The organism is Paenibacillus sp. sgz302114, from assembly GCF_056120345.1.
Genome location: NZ_JBVYOI010000017.1, coordinates 1 through 19,004, shown reverse-complemented (window position 1 = coordinate 19,004; position 19,004 = coordinate 1). Strand labels below are relative to the sequence as shown.

Here is a 19,004-nt window from a genome sequence, read left to right as displayed (position 1 = left end):
GGCCACGATAAACTGGATCAACGAATAGACAAGCAAGCCATGGGCATAAGTTCTTGCCGACTAATCAGATCATTGCGCAGCAGCGCGCACATCCCGACGAAGCGGTCAACCTCGACAGCCACATAAAACGTTGGTAAATCTGCCTCTGCTGTAAGGGAATGTTCAATACAATCCCGATAGAATGCTAGATTGTGCTCCGTACCCCATTGGGCCCATATATAGTGAATAGCCCGCTCGATAAACGCGCGGGGCTGATCATGCAATGCCTCAATTGTAATCATCGCTAGCCCGCTCCCTTTCAATCTGCTACATATCCGATAAGCCAGGTCGCCATCCAATCTCTTGACTCCAGCTGCTTGCTCTTCGCATAATGTGCCAGATATACTCCATTGCCCAGCTCGGGTCGTACGGCACTACGATTATCGGATCAGTCAACGTCGCTCAGTCTCCTCTGCAATTTTACTGGTATTCCTTGCGCTGTGTTGTCGACTCTTTAATCCATGCAGCAAGCTCGTTACGGCTTACGTAGATTTCCTTGTTAATCTTGAAATAAGGGAACAGCTTGCCGGTATATGTTCCTGTCGATTCTAGCACCGTCTCTTCGAGGGTAATAATCGTGGTAATCTCATCTTATGTGAGATGCAGAAAATCCGCCGTCTCGGCAAGATTCATCAGAGGTCCGTACTGGCTCGTATCCTCAGCATGGCGATTGTCTCTCAACAGATAACAGCCTCCGAGTATGGAAACTGCAATGATAATTGCACTTATTAGATTGGTAATTGAGAATGATTTCATCGCTGTACTGTCCTACCTATTCTAAATGGTTCAAGCTCCTCCAGCAGCAGCTTTCGATCCCGCTCTATCTCTTCCCGCACCGGATATGAGGTAACGCTGGCGAGAACGCCGTCCTTGAATATAGAATAATGGTTGTAACAGCCTTGCTGCTCAATCATAAGCGGCATATATTTGGGCAAATGCGTCGCAACCCCGACATTGTCCGGATGCATAATCCAATCAATATTTTTCCAATCAAGGATACCTTCGTCCGTCTTTATCGGAGTCGCATATGGATAATCTGCATCCAGCTCAGCCGTATATAAGTACATGCCGCCAAAATAATCCGCGTCGACCTGCCACGTCACAAGCCCTTTGAACATGATACGTAAAGCGTCAGACTGTATGCCAGTTTCCTCGAGTATCTCGCGTTCAATCGATTCCCGCGCCGATTCCCCTTCTTCAAGCTTGCCGCCAACACCATTCCATGCGCCCATCCAAGATGACTTCTCACGGTTCAGCAGTAGGATTTGATCCTTTCTACGTATGAACCCGATATTGTATTTGATCATGTAACAGTTCCTTTACTTGTTTTCTTGTTTGGAGAATCCTCACTTGCTTACCATTCCCAGCAGCCTGCTCCAGCTTAGTCAGCGTCTTCTTTCGACTGCGCTTCGGATAGTTCCATACCCATTTGACAAAAGCCCAATCGATCTTCTCCTCGCAGCCTTCATTCATATCTGGACGCGACTTCTTATGGAATATCAATCTCCGTTTGAAAATACGGTACATACAGAGCCACCTTGGCATGTCCAGCAAAATAATCAGATCAGCCCGTTCAATCCTCTTATCCATCGTACGTGAGTAGTTCCCATCAATAATCCATTGCTCCTGCATCGTTATCCGCTCTATAGTTTGGTCCCAATCCGCTTCCGGTGGCATCACCCAGTTCGGTTTCCAAAAATGCGCGTCAAGATGTATCACCGGGAGCGACCAGATGCAGCCAAGCTTCTGCGCAAATGTTGATTTTCCAGATCCCGGTGAGCCTATGATGAGAATGCGTTTCACTATAAGTAACGCCCCCTACGGCTTCAATACAGCCTGGATTGCTTGCGTTAGCTTTTCTTTCACTGCCCCCGGCGGTTGTGGATTTGCAGCTTGCTCCGGTTCCAGCCAGCCGAATCCATCGCCTTGATATCTCGGGAACACATGCATATGATAGTGTCCGAGGTCGTTAAATTGCCCGCCATTCTGGATGACGCTGATGCCATCTGGTTCATATACGGCCGACAGAGCCTTGCTCACGTGAACCGATGCCGCCATGATGGCAGCAAGCACAGCCGAGTCCATCTCCACTAGCTCTGCAAAATGCCGCTTGGGCAGTATAAGCGTATGCCCGTCATTAAGAGGTGCGATGTCGAGTACGCAGGTGACGTGTTCATCCTCATAGACCACCTCGCATGATTGCCAGCTATTCGCAATGCTGCAGCCTAGACAAGTCGTGCTCATTCGTTATTCCCCCGCATCAACCGTGCGAGCTCCTGCGCATTCGAGCTCGAAGATTGCTCCAGCTTATTAATAACGAGCGCTTGGCGCTCTTTGGAATGATTTTGGCTCAGCTTCCATTTGCCCTCCAAACGATCTATACGGATCCGGAACCCGACGATTCCCTTCATCAGTCCGTCTATAACTTCTCTGTTCGAGTCGTCAATGCGGTATGCACTTCCCGGCTCCTCGTACTTTACGATCATTTGGTTCAAGCACTGCAGAAGCTCTGCTTCGTCTTCAATCAGCTGGGCCTGTCCGTATGCATGAACAGCTGTATAGTTCCAAGTCGGCACGGACTGATTCGTTTCATACCAGGAGGAGGAAATATAGCTGTGCGGACCTTGAAAGACAGCGAGCACTTCTTGCCCGCCAATATCCGCCCACTGCCTGTTCGCTCTTGCAAAATGTCCGATCAGACACCTGTTCTCCCGGTCCAGAATGAGTGGCAAATGTGTCACAGTCGGATGACCGCCGCCCGTTGAGAACAGAGTCGCAAAGCTGTAACGCTCCATATGTGCGAATAGAGTCGCTTCGTCCTCTACAAGCGTATGTTTCGGGATATACATGCTTATTCGCCCCTTAGCCTTGCCTTCTCTTATTTAGCTGTTCCCCTCACCAATCTCTACGATCATATGAATATCGAGAGGCTCTTTCCTTAGGAGCTCCTCATCTGGCTTGGCAGCAAGCAGCGCTCCGCCGCTGCGATAGAAGGATACCGCCGAGCGGGTTTCCGTCGATGATATATAGAGCGCCTTCGCCCCTCTTCGAATCGCTTCCTCTCGAAGCTGCTGGAAGATTGTACTGCCGATCCCTTGCCGGCAAAACCACCACGTCTACATTCATCGGCGAACCTGTGCTCCATCTCCGTCAGCAGCTCTTCATCCCAAGTCTGACACTCATGATCCGCCGGCCGCTCTGTCACATTGCCATCTTGCATCTCATAGATGACGTCGATATGCTCGGAACGGTCGATTTGGATCAGCAGCCGAGCATCCGTTGCGGTCAATTCTCGATACTGAATCATTGGCTATCAACCTCCGGCGTCGCGACTAATAATTGTCCAAGTCTTCCTTTATCGTTAAGCCAAGTTCGCCATTGTCCTTCAAGGAATCGATGTTGATGACGGCTTTACCTTTATACCCAGGCTCGATATATCCGAAAATAATGTCATGCTGCTTACCATGTCCCGTCTCATAAACAAGATTAATACTTGCCTCTCCATGCACATCAGGGACAAGGTGGACACGTTTGGTCGAATGGGCACTCACCGTTATAACCTTCGGTCCACCGGGATATTCAATGGATAAGTGGCGCACATCCTTGTCTAGATTATTGTTGATCGTAATTTGAAAGCCTCCATGATCATAATCAACGACAAACATAACGGCGAAGAATGCGACAATCGCTACACATACGAGCAAAATGGCTTTTTTCAAGTTCTGCTCCTTCGTTCTGCGTGTATTCTATTAACGAACATCTCCCTACAAATCCTTCCCCATACAAACACTATCTTCGCTGCCGATATACGGCTCATAGTTCTCAATCTGTACATAGCCGAGCTTCGTATACAACGCAATCGCTTCCGGCTGCCCTGTTCCGGTCTCGAGAATCCCCCTTCGATTGCCTTCGCGCTTCGCCCATTGCTCGAGCTCATTCATAATCGCGCGAGCCACTCCTCTGCCTCGTACCTCTTCCAATACAAACATTCGCTTCATCTCGACGACGCCAGCCTCTTCGGCTTCACGATAACATCCGCAGCCTACAGGCTTATTATCCACATAAGCCACTATCGCTTTCGCACCTAATTTCACTTGATTGAACCCGTGGAAAAACTGCTGAGTCTCCGGGTATCTATTCCACAAATCCCGATCGAGCAGCTCTATCAAATAGCCAAAATCCGCATGATCTGTCGCCACTTTCTCCAGTTGAATACCCATTCGTTTACACGTCCTTGTTCTGTTGATCAAACTCTTTATTCATCACTTTTACTTTATCCATATATGATTTGATCGGGTCGAGCAATGCGAAGAAAGCTCCGATGATGATGCACAGCGCCCCGAGCCAATAATTCAGAGATAGATTAAGAGCATAGTTATCAGGGGTATACGATCCAGCCGCCGCCGCTTGATAAGCAGCAAAGCCCAGCTTCACCGTAAAAGCCTCAACCAGCTTGGAAACGGTAATAATGATTACACCGACCAGAATCGAAACAACCGATAGTATCATTCTAACTGTTCTCAAGCAATCCCTTCCTCTCCGGCTCCATTAGATCCTGTTCCCGCTCCCTCATCGATGACGACCAAGCCCCGCTCTCACAACTTCGAGCAGTTGTTCCTTATGATCAGGATGGCATGCAATGAGATAAGGTTCATCCTTCATCCCAGTGAAAGGATTACCGTCAAAATCAACGACGACGCCACCGGCTTCCTTCACCATGAGCAGACCTGAATACAGATCATCACCTTCTGAGTTGTAGAGCACAATGCCATCGAGATTTCCTTTTGCCAGCATGCACCAGAGCAAGGTCGGCGCCCAGAGACGAAGCATTCTCTTGAAGCTTGTATCGATATGCTGCCGTAGCGCAACTGCTGCCAAATCATTCTGAACGCCATGCCCTTGAATCCATCCCATGTTACCTCTGGACAAGTTAGCAGCTGGCTTTACCTCGATCCGATGTCCATTGCAGAATGCGCCTTCATCTCTTACAGAGACGAATAACCGGTCGGTCAAAGGCTCATAGATGACGCCTAATACAGGCTCGCGCTTATGTATCAATGTGATTGATGACGAGAAAACGGGCAGTCCAATCGCAAAATTATTCGTACCGTCCAGCGGATCTATCATCCACAGCCAATCGTTCTCCGCACCGGTAATACCCGCTTCTTCGCTATGAATTTGATGCTCGGGAAATGCTTCGCGAATTCGTTTGATAATGACTTCTTCTGCAATGAGGTCCACTTCCGTTACGATATCGCCAAATTCATCCTTCGTCCGCAGCTCGGCATAATTATCGAATTTCTCTTTGCAAATTAGTCCTGCCTCGCGAATCACAGTCTCTGCCAGCAGTCTAGCTGTTTGAATGGTTGTCTCGAACAAGCTGCTTCACCTCGGTTAACTAATAGTTGAGCAACATTTTACCATATACATCCATGTCTTGCAGTAAGTTTCGGTTACGGTGCTTCAACCTTATCGATAATCTTCCGCTTGCAAGCGCAATGCCTCTCTACCTCCTCTACCAATATCTCATTCCTCTATACCGGCACATCATTAGGCATACCAAATAGACGATGCTTATGACGCCAACGAGGACAAAAACGCTCGAAGTCGTTAGCATCACAACGCCATACGGTACACTCCAGAGAAATGCGATAATGAGTGCAACAACACGCGATTGCTGCAAGCCGAAGGCGAATAAGCAAGCTGGCAGCACAATCATCTCGAAGGAGTGAACGGGACTGAACTTCGTCATCCCAGCAAAATAGGGATCAAGACAAACGAGCAGCGTCCAAATCAGCAACGCCAACATACTAGCGGAATACCCTACTCGTTTCACTTGCCACAGCTTCATGATATTCTCGCTCCGCGCGCGTCAGCATGCATCACATTCCATTCTTGGAACAAATGCTGCAGCTCTTCTGCAGTTTGTTCGATGAACGCAAGCACCTCTTCAGCAGTGAAATAGGACGGTAATATCCTAGGCTCGTTATCGGGTTCATTCAACCATTGTAGCTTCAGCTCTCGGTAGAGGCTTACCTCATGCTCCGAGACGAGAGTCTCCAAGCCGTCAGGCTGTGCCATCGAAAGCGCAAGAAGTATATCCCCCGCCCATGTTTGCGTCCGCAGCAGCGTAAATTCCGTCTGACTCACTTCTTCATTATAGACATCACGAATGCTTCGACTCTGGTTCTCACCGTCAAAGTGCTGTTCGAACCTCGCGTAGATGGTCTCGGTCCACCTCATATCCGCGTAAACATGAGCGATATATCCGCGAACAAAATCTGCCATCTCATTACCCCTGACATCACCAAGATAGAGTAAGCAATGACTTTTCAACTGCTCGACACTTGGAAGCCGACCTCCTGTAACGAAATGCGTAGCGCCTTTCTCCTCACGAGTCACCTGTCCTCTCGCATGGATCGCATCCGGTGCAATACTTCCTAGCAGGAAGCTGGGAGAGGGATGTCCAACGTTCAATTTCTCCGCAATTCCAAAATGAACCATTGGCCAAGGCAACTTAGTCCGCCCCCTTATGTTTAACTGTTTCGCTCTAACCTTCCGTTACAGCTTGAGTTCCATCTCATGCGTCGGCTTGAAGCCCATTGTCTCATACAAATGTCTGCCATCTGGAGATGCCAGCAGCCGAATTGTTGACACACCGCCAGCTTGAAGCCAGCTGATCGCTTCTTCCGTTAATCGGCGCGCATAACCTCGATTGCGATACTCTGGCATGACATAGACATCTCCGATGAATCCGTAACGATCCGGCTCATAGAAGCAGTAAGGAATATCTGACTTCAAGAATGCGCCAGCACATGCGACAATTTCCCCTTCTTCTTCCAAGACGAAATGAATAGCAAGAAGGTTTCGGTACATCTCGCCATAGGTCGAGTGAATCTCGGCTGATGCATCAGCCTTTAGGTAATGTTTGATGCCGGCTTCTTCGAACATTCTTATTTTCAGCTCAACGATGGTCTTTATTTCTTCTGCAATCGCTTGTCTAAACAATTGCGGCATTCAGTCTCCTCCTGTACTTCCGTTCGTCTTTACTTATGAACAAGCCATTTATTGGATCTTAATAAAGCCTTTTCTCGTAACTATCGCGAAGCGCGGCAGCTATCTCTTCTTCCGTTTTGCCCAGCTTGCTTGAATGATCAACCAGAATCCTTGCCGGTTTTGGAAGCGAACCTGGTTCGGGCCAGCTTGCCGGCTCCCACAGCTTCGAACGTTTGAACGCTTTGGCGCAATGGATGAAGCCCTCCTCTATTTCTACGCCGATTCCGAGGAGAGATGAAAACGAATGGCGATTCCGGTTTCAACATGGTTGTTCCTCCAACTGTGATTTCAATAATGTCGACGTCAAAATATCCTCCCAATTATAGCAGTCTGACGTATGAGCTGGAAATAACAAGAAGGTTACTGCGCCTATTGGCGCCGTAACCTTCTTGTCCTCTCATATCATCTCTAAAAATCAATGAATCGGGTAAGTTAATTCATTCTCTTCTGCTGATGCAGAGATTTCCTCAGGCAGATGTCCAAATGACATACCAGGTACTTCGCGTGGTTTATATTCGATGACATCGGAGGAGTAGATGGAAACGAACAACTTTCCTGGAACTACCAGAGCTCGTATGAGGATCGGCTGATTATAGAGATTCTGAAAAACAAAATCGGGACCATCCCAGCTAACCGTCGCGTCACGCCCCGGCCCCACATACGGAACATTTCGGCTGTGAGAGTATCGTTTCACGATATGAAGCCCCGCACGGTCGCTCGCATTGAACAAAGTTGACGAAACCTGGCATATCCCGCCGCCAATCCCCTCCGATAATTCCCCTCTAACGATGATCGGTGCATCCAGGTAGCCTTTTTCCTTCGTGCGCTTGCCGACGACTTTATTGAAAGAGAATGTTTCCCCTGGGAAAATGACCGTATTATTAATCGCTTTTGCAGCCAGAAGGATGTTCTGCGAACGATTTTTGTTACGGACGTTGAAGTAAGTCGCATACTGACCTATCGGTTTTTCCTTAATGTTCGCCAGCAGTTCTCGGTCAACACGCGGATAGACGGAGACAAGCGGCATATCCATAACGGACGAGCCTGTACCGTAAAAGAAGCTGAAAAACTTTTCGGTAAATACCCTCTCATCGAGCCTGTGACCATATTTCTCGGAAGTAATTCCCCCACGTTCATTAATTACCGCGTTAAGAGGAGCTTCATAACTTTGACGTTCCAATGTTTTTACAAGTCGGTCGAATTTGTCCAAATCCACCATCGTGAAACCGGGCGATGCATAATCAGCCCGATTAATGATGATAGAGGGCTGTCCATGAAGCGTCACAGATAAATGCTCGGTACTACCACCCAGCTGGAGCATCCCTAATATCCCCGTCATCCAGAGCCATTTCATAAGTAACCCTCCCAACTTCCACTTTTTGGACGTATTTTGTCCGATTTTCATTAAATTATGCTGCCCGTTGCAAGGAAGCCGAGAGGGGAGTTCACGTTATTCGAGAGCGATCAGCTTCAAAATCTTATTGTACATTGCTATTCCGTACAAAACATGTCATTCTACAACAGGAAGCAGCTGGATTACACTCGTTAATTCAAACGAATAGGAGGAATTTGAAAATGATTCGCGTAGCCATGTTGAGCTATTGGCATGTACATGCCTGGGATTACACTAATCAGGTGCAAGCTAACCCAAACCTTGAGGTAGCCGCTATATGGGACGAGCTTCCTGCCCGAGGACAGGAAGCCGCTGATAAACTTGGCGTTCCGTACTTCGCTGATTTGGATGAATTGCTTGCCCGTACAGATATTGATGCAGTCGTCGTAGATGCTCCTACAAACATTCACAGTGATGTAATGGTGAAGGCAGCTCGCGCAGGCAAACATATTTTCACAGAGAAAGTGGTTGCAGCTACGCTGAAAGAAGTGAATGAAATTAAGGCGGCTGTACGTGAAGCCGGCGTCAAATTCACGGTTTCGATGTTTCGCCTGAACGAACGTTATACGCCAACAATTAAAGGGCTGATTGATTCCGGAATATTCGGCCAGTTGACTCAAGTTCGAGTACGCTGCGCACATAATGGTACGACTGGAGATTGGCTGCCGGAGCATTTCTACAATCTTGAGCAATGCCGCGGCGGCGCACTTATCGATCTAGGCTGTCATCCCGTGTATCTGACTCGCTATCTGCTCGGACTGCCGCAAAGCGTAAGTGCAAGCTTCGGGTACGTTACCGGCAAAGAAGTGGAAGACAACGCAACAGTAACGCTTCGTTATGAGAACGGTGCGATCGGTATCCTCGAAACAGGTTACCTCACCCCTCACTCCCCATTCTGCATCGAAATTCACGGTACAGAAGGCTCACTCCTCTACGGGTTCCCGGATGACGTGATTCGAGTACGGAGCAACAAGCTGGAACAAAAAGAATGGGTTCCAATCGAGTTTCTCCCTGAGCTGCCCACTGCAATCGAACAATGGGCTGGCCATATGGTGAATGATACGCAGGCAAGCGAGAATAACGAGCTGGCAACCGATTTGACAAGAGTGATGGAAGCAGCTTACATTTCTGTGGCTGAGAAACGCATTGTTGCATTGTCTGAACTGCAAGACTAATCCGATTGGATCACCAATCACCAAATAACTTATCATAATAAAGCAAAGCCACCTCTGTTAGAGGTGGCTTGTTTATTGCAATTCTGCCTCAGATCGATTGCATAATCGTGTTTTATGTGAATCGATGCGTCCAGAATCGTTCCATTCCGAAGCGTGCCTGGAATTCTTCATCCGATAATTTTTTGTTACCTAACAATTCGGCGGCCTGGAACTGGGATTTATGGGCTTGAATAGACGCCATTTTCTGTTTCAGGAAACCTGTAACATCATTAATGATATCAGGTTTGCCGATCTCTGCTTCGTGATTGTTTGCGAATGCCAAGCAATGCACGGCCGGCCTACGGTCGGCAGTCATTCTTCCGATCGTTCGGATGACTGCCGCCCCGCAAGCGTTGTGATCGGGATGAACGCTCAGCGTAGGGTGGAAAGTAATGACGAGCGAAGGATTCAGCTCTATCATGAGCGCTTCGATGCTTCCGTCTAACTTCGCTTTATCCTCGAATTCGATCATTTTGTCGTGAAATCCAAGCATTCTGAGATCCCGTATGCCGATGGCACGGCAAGAAGCTTCCAGTTCCTGTTTGCGAATGGCAGGTAAAGTGACCCTGTTGGCGAAGGGGGGTATTCCCATGTTGCGGCCCATTTCTCCTAAAGTTAAACAGGCGTAAGTGACTCCGGGCGAGCCTTGGTCCAGATGCATGGCAATCGTCCCTGACACGCTGAACGCTTCGTCGTCTGGATGCGGAAGTACAACTAGGATGTGTCGTTCCATATTTATTCAAAACCTCCTTTACCTTAAAATGGTTCCCGGCTCAATTGCAACGCCACAACGAGTTTTCCCGCAGTATCGTGACCTGCAAGGATAAGTCTATTGGAATCCGACTCCTCATAGTGGGTAAGCCCCTCGGAATAAACCCAGCCTTGCTCCGTTTTCAAGCCAACACGATAAGGGCCGTCCCCGGAAATCGATCCGTGGGAATAACGAATAACGGCATTCGAAATAAAGGTAGCGGCTGGATGTTTGGTATGATCCAGATGCGCTGCGTAAGCTCCTGTTGTCATCTCGAGATGGATATATAAATCCCAATCGATCAGTGTATCTATAAATTGCTGGACCTTCGTCTTGTCGATGGGCTGCATTATCTTTCCTCCGAACGCTTTTTTTGAAATTCAATTGTATCTTTATTCGTATTTAACCGCTCTATTTATTATTATATCAAAAACCATTCTTAACTTAAAAATCTACCCGTTAATTGAACAAAGGCTACCAAGTGGCAGCCTCTGAGATGTAGTGCTATCGTACATGATAATTATAATCGGTCAACGGCCTGATGTTAGTTTTCAATTGCTTGATAGACCGTGGTCCAAAAATCGTGAATTAGCCGCGCTGAATCAGGGGTGGACATCCCGACCTGGGTGAGCAGGATTCCGATAAGTTGGTTGTCCGGGTCAGCGTAGGTCGAGGTGCCGCTTCCACCGTCCCAGCCGAACTGGCCGATGGACGCGTAGTCACCGCGGTAAGTGCGCACCGCCATCCCCATGCCCCATCCGCCGTGCTGCCCTTGGCCGAATGACACATGAACGTTGTTGGCAGCCATGGCGTTTCGAGCGGCTTGCTGTTCAGGCGTGAGCCGGTTGGTGGTCATCAGCTCGACGGCTGGCCGGGACAAGATCCGTACGCTCCCGTGCATCCCGTGATTCAGAAGCATCCGGAAGTACGCATGGTAATCATCGACAGTGGAGACTAGCCCGCCGCCGCCTCCCTGAAACGCTGGAAGCCGGCTGTGACGTCCCCCTTTGGACTCGTCCCACACGATGAACTCTCCGCTCTGTGGATCGGGAGCGTAGAGAGGCGGTAATCGGTCCATCTTATCAGCGGGCACGTGAAAACCGGTGTCCTTCATACCCAGGGGATCGAAGATGCGTTCGCACAGGAACGTCTCAAACGACTGGCCCGTGACCCTTGCGACGAGCACGCCTAGTAAATCGTTGCTGATGTGATACTGCCAGCGTTCTCCCGGCTGATGCATGAGCGGAAGCGTGCCGAGGCGGCGCATCCATTCATCCGGCTCGGGCATTGGTTCTGGCAGATCGGGCGTAAGCCCCTGCCCGATGATCGCGCCCATGATCGGAGTTCCAAGTAATGTCAAATCCATGCCGAGCCCGAACGTGGAGGTCAACAGATCCCGTACGGTGATTGGTCGCCGCGCGGGCACGGTATCGTCGAGCGGTCCGTCGAGCCGCTTCAGCACCCGTCTGTTGGCGAGCTCGGGCAGCCACGTCTCTACCAGATCATCTAGCCGTAGTCTGCACTCGTCGAGCAGGACCATCGCCGCTGCGACCGAAACCGGCTTGGACGTCGATGCCATTCGAAAGATCGTGTCCCGGAGCAGCGGCTCGCCACCGTCATGGCGCATCGTACCAAGTGCTTCGACATGCGTCTCAGCTGGCCGGCTGATCAGGGCGACGAGCCCCGGAATCTTCCCGGATTCAACGTGTTGTGCCAGCACTTCGCGCATTCTGCGCAGCCCTGGTTCAGAGAATCCGCTGTGGCTGTGACTTTGTCCCATCATCTTCTGCATGTGGTTCCCCTCACTTTGCTTTTTTATCGGCCTCATCCAACTTCTTTTCCCATTCCATAAAATGCTAGCAATATTTACTAAATCCATCAATGTGAATAAAGGCTTAATCCGTTGACACAAGATGTTGTCAATAAACCGCGTATACTGTACCTCTTCTTTCACTTCCCCACATTCCTTTTACTACAGAGGCAGTAACTAACGATAAGAGCTTTGGCTAAGTCGCCAAAGCTCTTATCGTTATTGCATATTAATCCAAACGCTTTTGACTTCGGTATAGTTACGAAGCGCGTAGTCGCCCATTTCACGCCCGATGCCAGATTGTTTATAGCCCCCAAACGGAGATGCGGCATCAAACATATTGTAGCAGTTCACCCACACCGTGCCTGCGCGAAGCCGATTGGCTACGTAATGCGCATTTTTGAGATTCTCGGTCCAAAGACCTGCGGCAAGTCCGTATTCACTGTTATTGGCGCGATCGATCACATCATCAATCGATTCAAACGGAATCGCGCACACAACCGGACCAAAAATCTCTTCTCGAGCAATGGTCATCGACTCATCAACCGCAGCAAAGATCGTCGGTTTAACGAAGTAGCCAGAATCAAAGCGGTCTTCCCCGCCGCAAACAAGCTCCGCGCCTTCCACACGCCCTTTACGAATATAGCCAAGCACCTTTTGCTGCTGCTCCAGCGACACAAGCGGTCCCATTTCCGTGTCAGCGTGCGTTCCGGGTCCTTGTTTGATTTTTGCCGCGAAGGACGCCATGTCAGCAACCACGTTGTCATACGCCTTTTTCTGAATATATACGCGGCTGCCAGCGCAGCACACCTGTCCTTGGTTAAACATTACGCCTGAAAGAGCACCTGGAATGGCGCGTGAGAGATCTGCATCTGGCAAAATAATATTCGGCGATTTGCCGCCAAGCTCTAGAGTGATACGTTTGACATGGTCCGCCGCTTGACGCGCGATGAGTTTGCCAACTTCCGTGGACCCGGTGAAGGCAATTTTATTCACGTCGGGGTGATTGACTAGCGCCTGACCAGCCGTTTCGCCAAAACCTGGAACAATGTTCACGACGCCGTCTGGAAAACCAGCTTCTTGAATGAGCCTTGCCAAATAAAGCGCGGAAAGCGGCGTTTGTTCAGCCGGCTTCAAAACAACGGTGCAGCCTGCGGCAAGGGCAGGCCCAAGTTTCCATGCCGCCATTAATAGCGGGAAGTTCCATGGTATGATTTGTCCAACTACGCCAACCGGTTCGTGGCGGGTGTAATTAAAATACTCACCGGCAACGGGAATCGTTTGTCCGGTAATTTTCGTTGCCCATCCGCCGAAATAGCGGAAATGATCTATCGCAAGCGGAAGATCGGCTGCTCGCGTTTCGCGGATCGGTTTCCCGTTATCAAGCGACTCGAGCTGCGCGATCTCTTCGCGGTTTGCTTCAATTAAATCAGCCAGTTTAAACAAGAGGCGACCGCGCTCCGAGGCGCTTATCGTTCGCCAAGGCCCATTCTCAAAAGCCTGTCTTGCCGCAGACACGGCGCGATTAATATCCTCTTCTTTGCCTTCGTGCACCAGTGCCAGCGGCTTTCCGGTTGCCGGGTTGTAGCTCACGAACGTTTGTCCTTCCGCTGAAGGTATAAATTGACCATTGATGAATAGCTGTTGCGGCGTCTTAAGGAGATTCTCAATTGATTGGATGACATTAACTTCCTGTGCCATTAGTAGACATCCCTCCATTATTGATTAATGGTTTTCACTACAATCACAAATATATGGGGGAATGTCCATTTTAATAACTGAGCTATAGATTTGTGTCCATTATCTATATTATTTTCGTTTCCCAAGGAAAAGCTGACTTACTCGTTTAGAAAAATCTTCAATACCAAAACTCGCCGTATCAATACGGTTATACCAGTTCGTTATCGTTTCCAATATCCATAAAGGCACATGTACCTCGTTTATCAAAGGATAAAAATGTTTGTATGTCCATACCAGATGTTCCCAACGACTATCGTTGCCTTCTTTGATATATTCCGATACGTCAAGAACCTTTCCTCTCCCATCTTGTAGAAGTACGTTTTTAAGATGGATATCTCTTGGGTTTAGCCCCTGACTACGGACAAGCACCCTTGCATCTTCAACGTCTTGTATCACTTGCTCTGGAACGCGGATACCTTGTAGAAGACAATCATAGAGGGTAATTCCTTGTTCATAACTCAATACCAAATAGTTAGCTCCGGCTCCATAACATCGTGGGAAATATGGTGAATCTTTTAAGCGGTTGTATATAGAAGCCTCAACTTCCACTTTCTCTAAAGCCTGATCGGAATACACTTTATATGCGTAATTTGGGGTGTTAGGGTAATAAAAGACCGCGGCATCCGTTCCGATGCCGATGCAACGCAAATCTTCTGCACTACCGATGACCGAAACGGGCTTATTGTTGTCATGTCCAACAACCTCGATACCTCTCAATGCTTCCTCGATTTGTTTCCAGTCTGCAATCACCAACATCCGCTCCTTCTTGTTTACCGTTCCATACGTATACGATGCAGAACCTTTATCGTTACAAGTGGAATGCAAAAAAAGCCCGTTAGCTTGAAGGTATTTATAGTCCTTTTCTCGAAAACAAAGTGAAGTACTCATGAAAGGACCAGCCCCATGCCCTCTCATTCCGACTTAATCCTCAACGCGTTCATCATTTTCTTACCTTTGATTTTTTACCGTCGGTTCTATAAAGATAAGCACCCTCTCTTCTTGTACGTTTTGTTTTTAATTCCCATGATCATTACGATGACCTTTCCGGTCAAAATCTTCGACTCGGTGCTCGACCTAAGAGGAATTCCTCTCGTGATCGGCTCCCTCTACGGTGGCCTTTATACGACATTGCTGCTATTCGGCAGCCTACTTGCGTATCGGCAGTTCTTGGGCGGCATCGATATTTTTCATTACTTCCTCTCGCTGCTGCCGACGATCATTATTCTGCAGTTTCTCTTCAAAGCATTCGATAAGGCCAGCGCCAAGAAAAGAATGCTGCTCGTTTCAAGCATCTGTTTCTTCTTGCGGGTGACGGTCGTCAATCTTTATGCCTTGCTAGAAGGCAATGCTTCATTTTTTATAGATTCGTTCGTTCCGAGTCTGCCCATAATCTTCGTGCAATGCTTCATGGCGCTGATGATGGTGTTCATGATTGAGCTGATCCGCACGCAAAATCGGATGCATGAGGATATCATTCAAGCGGAAAAAATGAGAGTCATCAGCGAAATCGCAGCTTCCGTCGCTCATGAAGTCCGTAACCCATTAACGTCCGTCCGCGGATTCATCCAGTTAATGTCAGACCCTGTACTCAGTGACTGGAAGCGTAAAGAGTTCTCTGCCATAACGCTCGAGGAGCTAGACCGTGCGGAATCGATCATTTCAGATTACTTATCTCTCGCCAAGCCGCAGAGCGAGAAGCTAGAACCTATTCTACTGGCGGAAGCGCTCACCAAGGCGTCCCAAATATTGAGCTCTTACGCGAATTTACAGAACGTAGAGATCGTCACGGACGTTAATGTCCCTGCTACGGTATATGGCAGCAAGTCCAAGTTCAGACAAGCCATCATCAATATCGGTAAGAACGCCATTGAGGCGATGCCCGGCGGGGGGATTCTGATTTTAACTTACGCGGTAAACGAGCCTAAACGAACCGTCACCATCACGATTAGCGATACCGGCATCGGCATGAACGAGGAACAGATTAACCGGCTTGGAGCACCGTATTACACGACCAAAGACAAGGGCACCGGTCTTGGGACGATGGTCATCTTCAGTGTCATTCGAGGAATGAACGGTAAGATTGATGTCCGCAGCAAAGAAGGCGCCGGTACCACGTATTACATCACTCTGCCATTAACCCAGCATTCATAGAATCAGGTTTAGCGGCCCGATATTAGAGAGGAGAACCTCATTTGATGAAGAACATTCGAAGCTCCCATATCCAAGCAAATGAAATCAACTATTTTACAGCTATCGAAAAAGGTGATCTTGCTGAGGTAAAGAATCAACTGGATCTCGGCATAAATATCAATCTTACGGATGCTAATAAGAGATCTGGAATCCTCATCGCAACCGATAATCATCATTATGAAATAGTGAAGCTATTTATTGACTTAGGTGCAGACGTAAATATTTCAAGCGATGAGATTGACAATACGCCTATTATGATTGCTAGTGTTCAGGGATATGTTGATATTGTTCGTCTATTGATTGAAAACTCAAATCCGGATATGACCATCTTAAACGGCTATGGAGGAACAGCATTAATTCCAGCATGTGAACGAGGACATGTAGAGGTTGTCAGATTGCTGCTTGAAAAAACGAATGTTAGTGTCAATCACGTAAATATACCTGGCTGGACAGCCCTATTAGAAGCTATTGTCCTATCAGACGGCGGAATAAACCAGCAAGAAATTGTTAAGCTGCTGCTTGAATTCGGTGCAAATAAGCACATCGCTGACAAAAATAATGTATTGCCGATTGAACACGCTAGAAAAAAAGGGTTTATCGAGCTAGTTAACATTCTGTCGTAAGCATCGCATCCTTGCAAAAAAGTGGCTTCCATATTAATGGCAGCCACTTTTTATTCATAGCGCGTCTATATAAGATCTTCCATCCTAAACAGTGAGCTGAACGATAGCCCTGCATTCTCTAGATTATCTCTGCCTTGTTTATTCCACTTTCGTTAGGGATCTGGTTGGCTACATGAGTGTGAAAAATGCAAATGGTTGAATCCTCGGAAAATGGCGCTTTGTCCCCTTTAATCTCTACGTTTATTTCAAAAGTCGGTTGTTTCGCTCCGTATTTATCGTTTGTATTATAGGAGTAACTATATTGGTCCCACAGGAGCTGCAAGCCTGCGCTAGTGCCTTTTTCTATGGGCTCTAACGGTTTTTGCGTTATTTGATATATGCGGCAAAAGCTGGGGTACAGATATGCGCAGCGCCTCACCTCGTTGGTTTGAACAAGCTTGCTCTCTAGAAGCTGAATAATCTCATTCTCAAACTGCCTGCAAAAATCGCGGGAAGCAATGAATGGCTCCGGCTGACTCCTCGGTTCGTCCACTATACTGGCGTAAAATGTAGCTAACTCGTGTTCAATCCCGCTTAATAGCAAATAATGAACGGCCCCTAGGAACAGGCTAGCTTCAGGCTGTCCAGGCTTCGAACGCGCAGCCAGTTTTAGCAGCTTCTGATCCTCAGCGATGCTCCTAGCAAGATGTTCATAAAGAGGAATCGAGCCCTTACATTCCCTTTCTGCAAAAATGTTAAAACGTTCCGATAGCCCACTTAAGTCCACATCGACCACCACCTTTCCCAGATAATGTTATGGTAATTCAATAACTCTTAGCACAATGAGAAAAAGAGCCGTTGCCGTAGCAACTGCTCCTAAAAATATGAAAAAGCACTAGAAAAACCTTCTATTTAAAGGGATGCAACACTTAGGTAAAGTTGATTGCAAAGCATCACAGCAGTCTACTGACCTATTTAGTCGTACACGAGAGAGGAGCTTTGGCATGGTCGGAATCTTTGGTATTTCAGGTGTTTCTTTTATGCTAGTGATATTGCTGACACCGCTGCTCATTTGGGGGCTTCGCTCCCTGAAGTTGACTCAACCTATTCGCGCCGAATTGCCTCCCGACCATCAAGCCAAGCGAGGAACGCCGTTAATGGCTGGCCTCATTTTGCTGATTGGGGTCTTTGCCTCCTTACAATTCTCACCTGCGCCTATGATGATTTTTTTGTGCGCTACGTTTCTACTATTCAGCTCGATCGGTTTCATGGACGATTTGAAGAAAGCAGCATGGCAAGATCCATCAGGGATTTCCGGCCGGACAAAACTGGTGTTTCAGTTTGCCATTACCGGTATCCTCTTTATCGTGTTGTTCCGTTCATTCGAACTGACGAGCGATATTGCACTCTTTAACGGCTTTCAGTGGCACTTGCCCGTCTATGTTTACGTTGTCATCCTATCATTGTTTGTTGTCGGTTCGGCCAACGCTATCAACTTCACGGATGGTTTAGACGGATTATTAATTAATGTAGCCATTCCAACGTACTTTTTCTTTTTCCTCATCTCGGACAAGCCGGAGGTACGAACCTTCTCGCTCGTTATGATCGGATGTCTACTAGGATTATTTCTCTATAACATCTTCCCCGCAAAAGCCTTTATGGGAGATACCGGCTCTCTTGCCATCGGTGGTTCACTCTCCATCTTGGCGATTATAGAGAAGGTTGAGCTATTGATTCCCATCTTGTTTTCGGTATACTTAGCAGAACAATTATCTGTCATTCTACAAGTCTGGTACTATAAACGCACGAAATTGCGCCTATTTAGAATGACTCCGATTCATTATCATTTTAGTTTAAAGTATGGCTGGAGCGAGAATAAGATCGTCATGATATTTGGTTTCATTTCTTGGGCGTCTGTTCTTATCTGTTGGTTAATTTGGAAATATGCCTTCTAGGCTAGAGGGATCCTTTCCTTTTGTTGGTCTGTTTTTGTAAACATATCACTCACGCTTGTTAAAGACAGCAAAAAAAACCTTGCTTTTGGCAAGGGTTTTAATCATTCACGCCTTGAAAACTGGATACGAACCTTTGCGAAGGTTTCTTGCTTTAGCTGGATTTCACTTGTTTAGGATAAGCCCTCGACCGATTAGTATTCGTCAGCTGCACACGTTGCCGCGCTTCCACCTCGAACCTATCAACCTGATCGTCT

The 19,004-nt window shown here is 47.9% G+C and carries 26 protein-coding genes and 1 rRNA gene; 4 read left to right on the top strand and 23 right to left on the bottom strand.

Annotation, left to right across the window (positions count from 1 at the left end):
* Nucleotides 1-17 precede the first annotated feature (17 nt).
* The 16 genes from AC0LWF_RS25170 to AC0LWF_RS25095 form a co-directional block, all read right to left on the bottom strand.
* Nucleotides 18-281 carry a hypothetical protein gene (locus AC0LWF_RS25170; protein WP_474654284.1) on the bottom strand — a complete coding sequence of 88 codons (264 nt, stop codon included), beginning with the start codon at nucleotides 279-281 and terminating at the stop codon, nucleotides 18-20.
* Nucleotides 282-306: 25 nt separating this feature from the next.
* On the bottom strand, nucleotides 307-435 hold the full coding sequence (locus tag AC0LWF_RS25165) for a hypothetical protein (RefSeq protein WP_474654283.1): 129 nt from the start codon (nucleotides 433-435) through the stop codon (nucleotides 307-309).
* A 24-nt stretch (nucleotides 436-459) separates the two neighbouring features.
* The gene (locus AC0LWF_RS25160; RefSeq protein ID WP_474654282.1) at nucleotides 460-594 is read right to left on the bottom strand and encodes a hypothetical protein; all 135 of its coding nucleotides are present in this window, start codon (nucleotides 592-594) and stop codon (nucleotides 460-462) included.
* Nucleotides 595-791: 197 nt separating this feature from the next.
* Nucleotides 792-1,346, bottom strand: a complete 555-nt coding sequence (locus AC0LWF_RS25155) for an NUDIX hydrolase (RefSeq protein WP_474654281.1) — start codon at nucleotides 1,344-1,346, stop codon at nucleotides 792-794.
* Complete coding sequence (locus tag AC0LWF_RS25150) at nucleotides 1,315-1,842, bottom strand: DNA topology modulation protein (protein ID WP_474654280.1); 528 nt, start codon at nucleotides 1,840-1,842, stop codon at nucleotides 1,315-1,317. The genes AC0LWF_RS25155 and AC0LWF_RS25150 overlap by 32 nt, the downstream gene beginning before the upstream one ends.
* A gap of 15 nt (nucleotides 1,843-1,857) precedes the next feature.
* Nucleotides 1,858-2,283, bottom strand: a complete 426-nt coding sequence (locus tag AC0LWF_RS25145) for an HIT family protein (protein ID WP_474654279.1) — start codon at nucleotides 2,281-2,283, stop codon at nucleotides 1,858-1,860.
* The gene (locus AC0LWF_RS25140) at nucleotides 2,280-2,888 is read right to left on the bottom strand and encodes an FMN-binding negative transcriptional regulator (protein WP_474654278.1); all 609 of its coding nucleotides are present in this window, start codon (nucleotides 2,886-2,888) and stop codon (nucleotides 2,280-2,282) included. Before AC0LWF_RS25140 ends, AC0LWF_RS25145 begins: the two co-directional genes overlap by 4 nt.
* A gap of 89 nt (nucleotides 2,889-2,977) precedes the next feature.
* Nucleotides 2,978-3,346, bottom strand: coding sequence for a hypothetical protein (locus tag AC0LWF_RS25135; RefSeq protein WP_474654277.1), 369 nt, complete (start codon nucleotides 3,344-3,346; stop codon nucleotides 2,978-2,980).
* Nucleotides 3,347-3,371: 25 nt separating this feature from the next.
* Nucleotides 3,372-3,758, bottom strand: a complete 387-nt coding sequence (locus AC0LWF_RS25130) for a hypothetical protein (protein WP_474654276.1) — start codon at nucleotides 3,756-3,758, stop codon at nucleotides 3,372-3,374.
* Between the two features lie 45 nt (nucleotides 3,759-3,803).
* Nucleotides 3,804-4,259 carry a GNAT family N-acetyltransferase gene (locus AC0LWF_RS25125; RefSeq protein ID WP_474654275.1) on the bottom strand — a complete coding sequence of 152 codons (456 nt, stop codon included), beginning with the start codon at nucleotides 4,257-4,259 and terminating at the stop codon, nucleotides 3,804-3,806.
* A 4-nt stretch (nucleotides 4,260-4,263) separates the two neighbouring features.
* Nucleotides 4,264-4,563 carry a hypothetical protein gene (locus AC0LWF_RS25120; protein ID WP_474654274.1) on the bottom strand — a complete coding sequence of 100 codons (300 nt, stop codon included), beginning with the start codon at nucleotides 4,561-4,563 and terminating at the stop codon, nucleotides 4,264-4,266.
* A 45-nt stretch (nucleotides 4,564-4,608) separates the two neighbouring features.
* Nucleotides 4,609-5,418, bottom strand: coding sequence for an inositol monophosphatase family protein (locus AC0LWF_RS25115; protein ID WP_474654273.1), 810 nt, complete (start codon nucleotides 5,416-5,418; stop codon nucleotides 4,609-4,611).
* 136 nt (nucleotides 5,419-5,554) lie between these two features.
* Entirely contained in the window at nucleotides 5,555-5,890 is a 336-nt protein-coding gene (locus tag AC0LWF_RS25110; RefSeq protein WP_474654272.1) for a hypothetical protein, read from the bottom strand.
* Nucleotides 5,887-6,555, bottom strand: coding sequence for a hypothetical protein (locus AC0LWF_RS25105; RefSeq protein WP_474654271.1), 669 nt, complete (start codon nucleotides 6,553-6,555; stop codon nucleotides 5,887-5,889). The genes AC0LWF_RS25110 and AC0LWF_RS25105 overlap by 4 nt, the downstream gene beginning before the upstream one ends.
* 45 nt (nucleotides 6,556-6,600) lie before the next feature.
* Nucleotides 6,601-7,056 (bottom strand): GNAT family N-acetyltransferase, encoded by a 456-nt coding sequence (locus AC0LWF_RS25100; protein ID WP_474654270.1) that lies wholly within the window; start codon nucleotides 7,054-7,056, stop codon nucleotides 6,601-6,603.
* Nucleotides 7,057-7,510: 454 nt separating this feature from the next.
* Nucleotides 7,511-8,449 (bottom strand): VanW family protein, encoded by a 939-nt coding sequence (locus tag AC0LWF_RS25095; RefSeq protein ID WP_474654269.1) that lies wholly within the window; start codon nucleotides 8,447-8,449, stop codon nucleotides 7,511-7,513.
* Nucleotides 8,450-8,670: 221 nt separating this feature from the next.
* Between AC0LWF_RS25095 and AC0LWF_RS25090 the strand changes: the two genes are divergently transcribed.
* Nucleotides 8,671-9,663 (top strand): Gfo/Idh/MocA family protein, encoded by a 993-nt coding sequence (locus AC0LWF_RS25090; RefSeq protein ID WP_474654268.1) that lies wholly within the window; start codon nucleotides 8,671-8,673, stop codon nucleotides 9,661-9,663.
* A 112-nt stretch (nucleotides 9,664-9,775) separates the two neighbouring features.
* Here the strand turns inward: AC0LWF_RS25090 and bshB2 are convergent, their stop codons facing one another.
* The 5 genes from bshB2 to AC0LWF_RS25065 form a co-directional block, all read right to left on the bottom strand.
* Nucleotides 9,776-10,435 (bottom strand): bacillithiol biosynthesis deacetylase BshB2, encoded by a 660-nt coding sequence (bshB2, locus tag AC0LWF_RS25085; protein WP_474654267.1) that lies wholly within the window; start codon nucleotides 10,433-10,435, stop codon nucleotides 9,776-9,778.
* A gap of 23 nt (nucleotides 10,436-10,458) precedes the next feature.
* Complete coding sequence (locus AC0LWF_RS25080) at nucleotides 10,459-10,803, bottom strand: YojF family protein (RefSeq protein ID WP_474654266.1); 345 nt, start codon at nucleotides 10,801-10,803, stop codon at nucleotides 10,459-10,461.
* Between the two features lie 194 nt (nucleotides 10,804-10,997).
* On the bottom strand, nucleotides 10,998-12,233 hold the full coding sequence (locus AC0LWF_RS25075) for a serine hydrolase domain-containing protein (RefSeq protein WP_474654341.1): 1,236 nt from the start codon (nucleotides 12,231-12,233) through the stop codon (nucleotides 10,998-11,000).
* 249 nt (nucleotides 12,234-12,482) lie between these two features.
* Nucleotides 12,483-13,964, bottom strand: a complete 1,482-nt coding sequence (locus tag AC0LWF_RS25070; RefSeq protein ID WP_474654265.1) for an aldehyde dehydrogenase family protein — start codon at nucleotides 13,962-13,964, stop codon at nucleotides 12,483-12,485.
* A gap of 108 nt (nucleotides 13,965-14,072) precedes the next feature.
* Nucleotides 14,073-14,753 carry a serine/threonine protein kinase gene (locus tag AC0LWF_RS25065; RefSeq protein WP_474654264.1) on the bottom strand — a complete coding sequence of 227 codons (681 nt, stop codon included), beginning with the start codon at nucleotides 14,751-14,753 and terminating at the stop codon, nucleotides 14,073-14,075.
* 153 nt (nucleotides 14,754-14,906) lie between these two features.
* Between AC0LWF_RS25065 and AC0LWF_RS25060 the strand changes: the two genes are divergently transcribed.
* Both AC0LWF_RS25060 and AC0LWF_RS25055 read left to right on the top strand, forming a co-directional pair.
* On the top strand, nucleotides 14,907-16,154 hold the full coding sequence (locus tag AC0LWF_RS25060; RefSeq protein WP_474654263.1) for an ATP-binding protein: 1,248 nt from the start codon (nucleotides 14,907-14,909) through the stop codon (nucleotides 16,152-16,154).
* Between the two features lie 44 nt (nucleotides 16,155-16,198).
* Nucleotides 16,199-16,816, top strand: coding sequence for an ankyrin repeat domain-containing protein (locus tag AC0LWF_RS25055; protein WP_474654262.1), 618 nt, complete (start codon nucleotides 16,199-16,201; stop codon nucleotides 16,814-16,816).
* Between the two features lie 118 nt (nucleotides 16,817-16,934).
* Here AC0LWF_RS25055 and AC0LWF_RS25050 read toward each other — a convergent pair whose 3' ends face one another.
* A complete protein-coding gene (locus AC0LWF_RS25050) occupies nucleotides 16,935-17,582 on the bottom strand; it encodes a DUF2332 family protein (RefSeq protein WP_474654261.1) in 648 nt (215 codons plus the stop codon).
* Between the two features lie 217 nt (nucleotides 17,583-17,799).
* Between AC0LWF_RS25050 and mraY the strand changes: the two genes are divergently transcribed.
* Nucleotides 17,800-18,750, top strand: coding sequence for a phospho-N-acetylmuramoyl-pentapeptide-transferase (gene mraY, locus AC0LWF_RS25045; protein ID WP_474654260.1), 951 nt, complete (start codon nucleotides 17,800-17,802; stop codon nucleotides 18,748-18,750).
* A gap of 171 nt (nucleotides 18,751-18,921) precedes the next feature.
* Here mraY and AC0LWF_RS25040 read toward each other — a convergent pair.
* A 23S ribosomal RNA gene (locus AC0LWF_RS25040) occupies nucleotides 18,922-19,004 on the bottom strand; the annotation flags it as partial.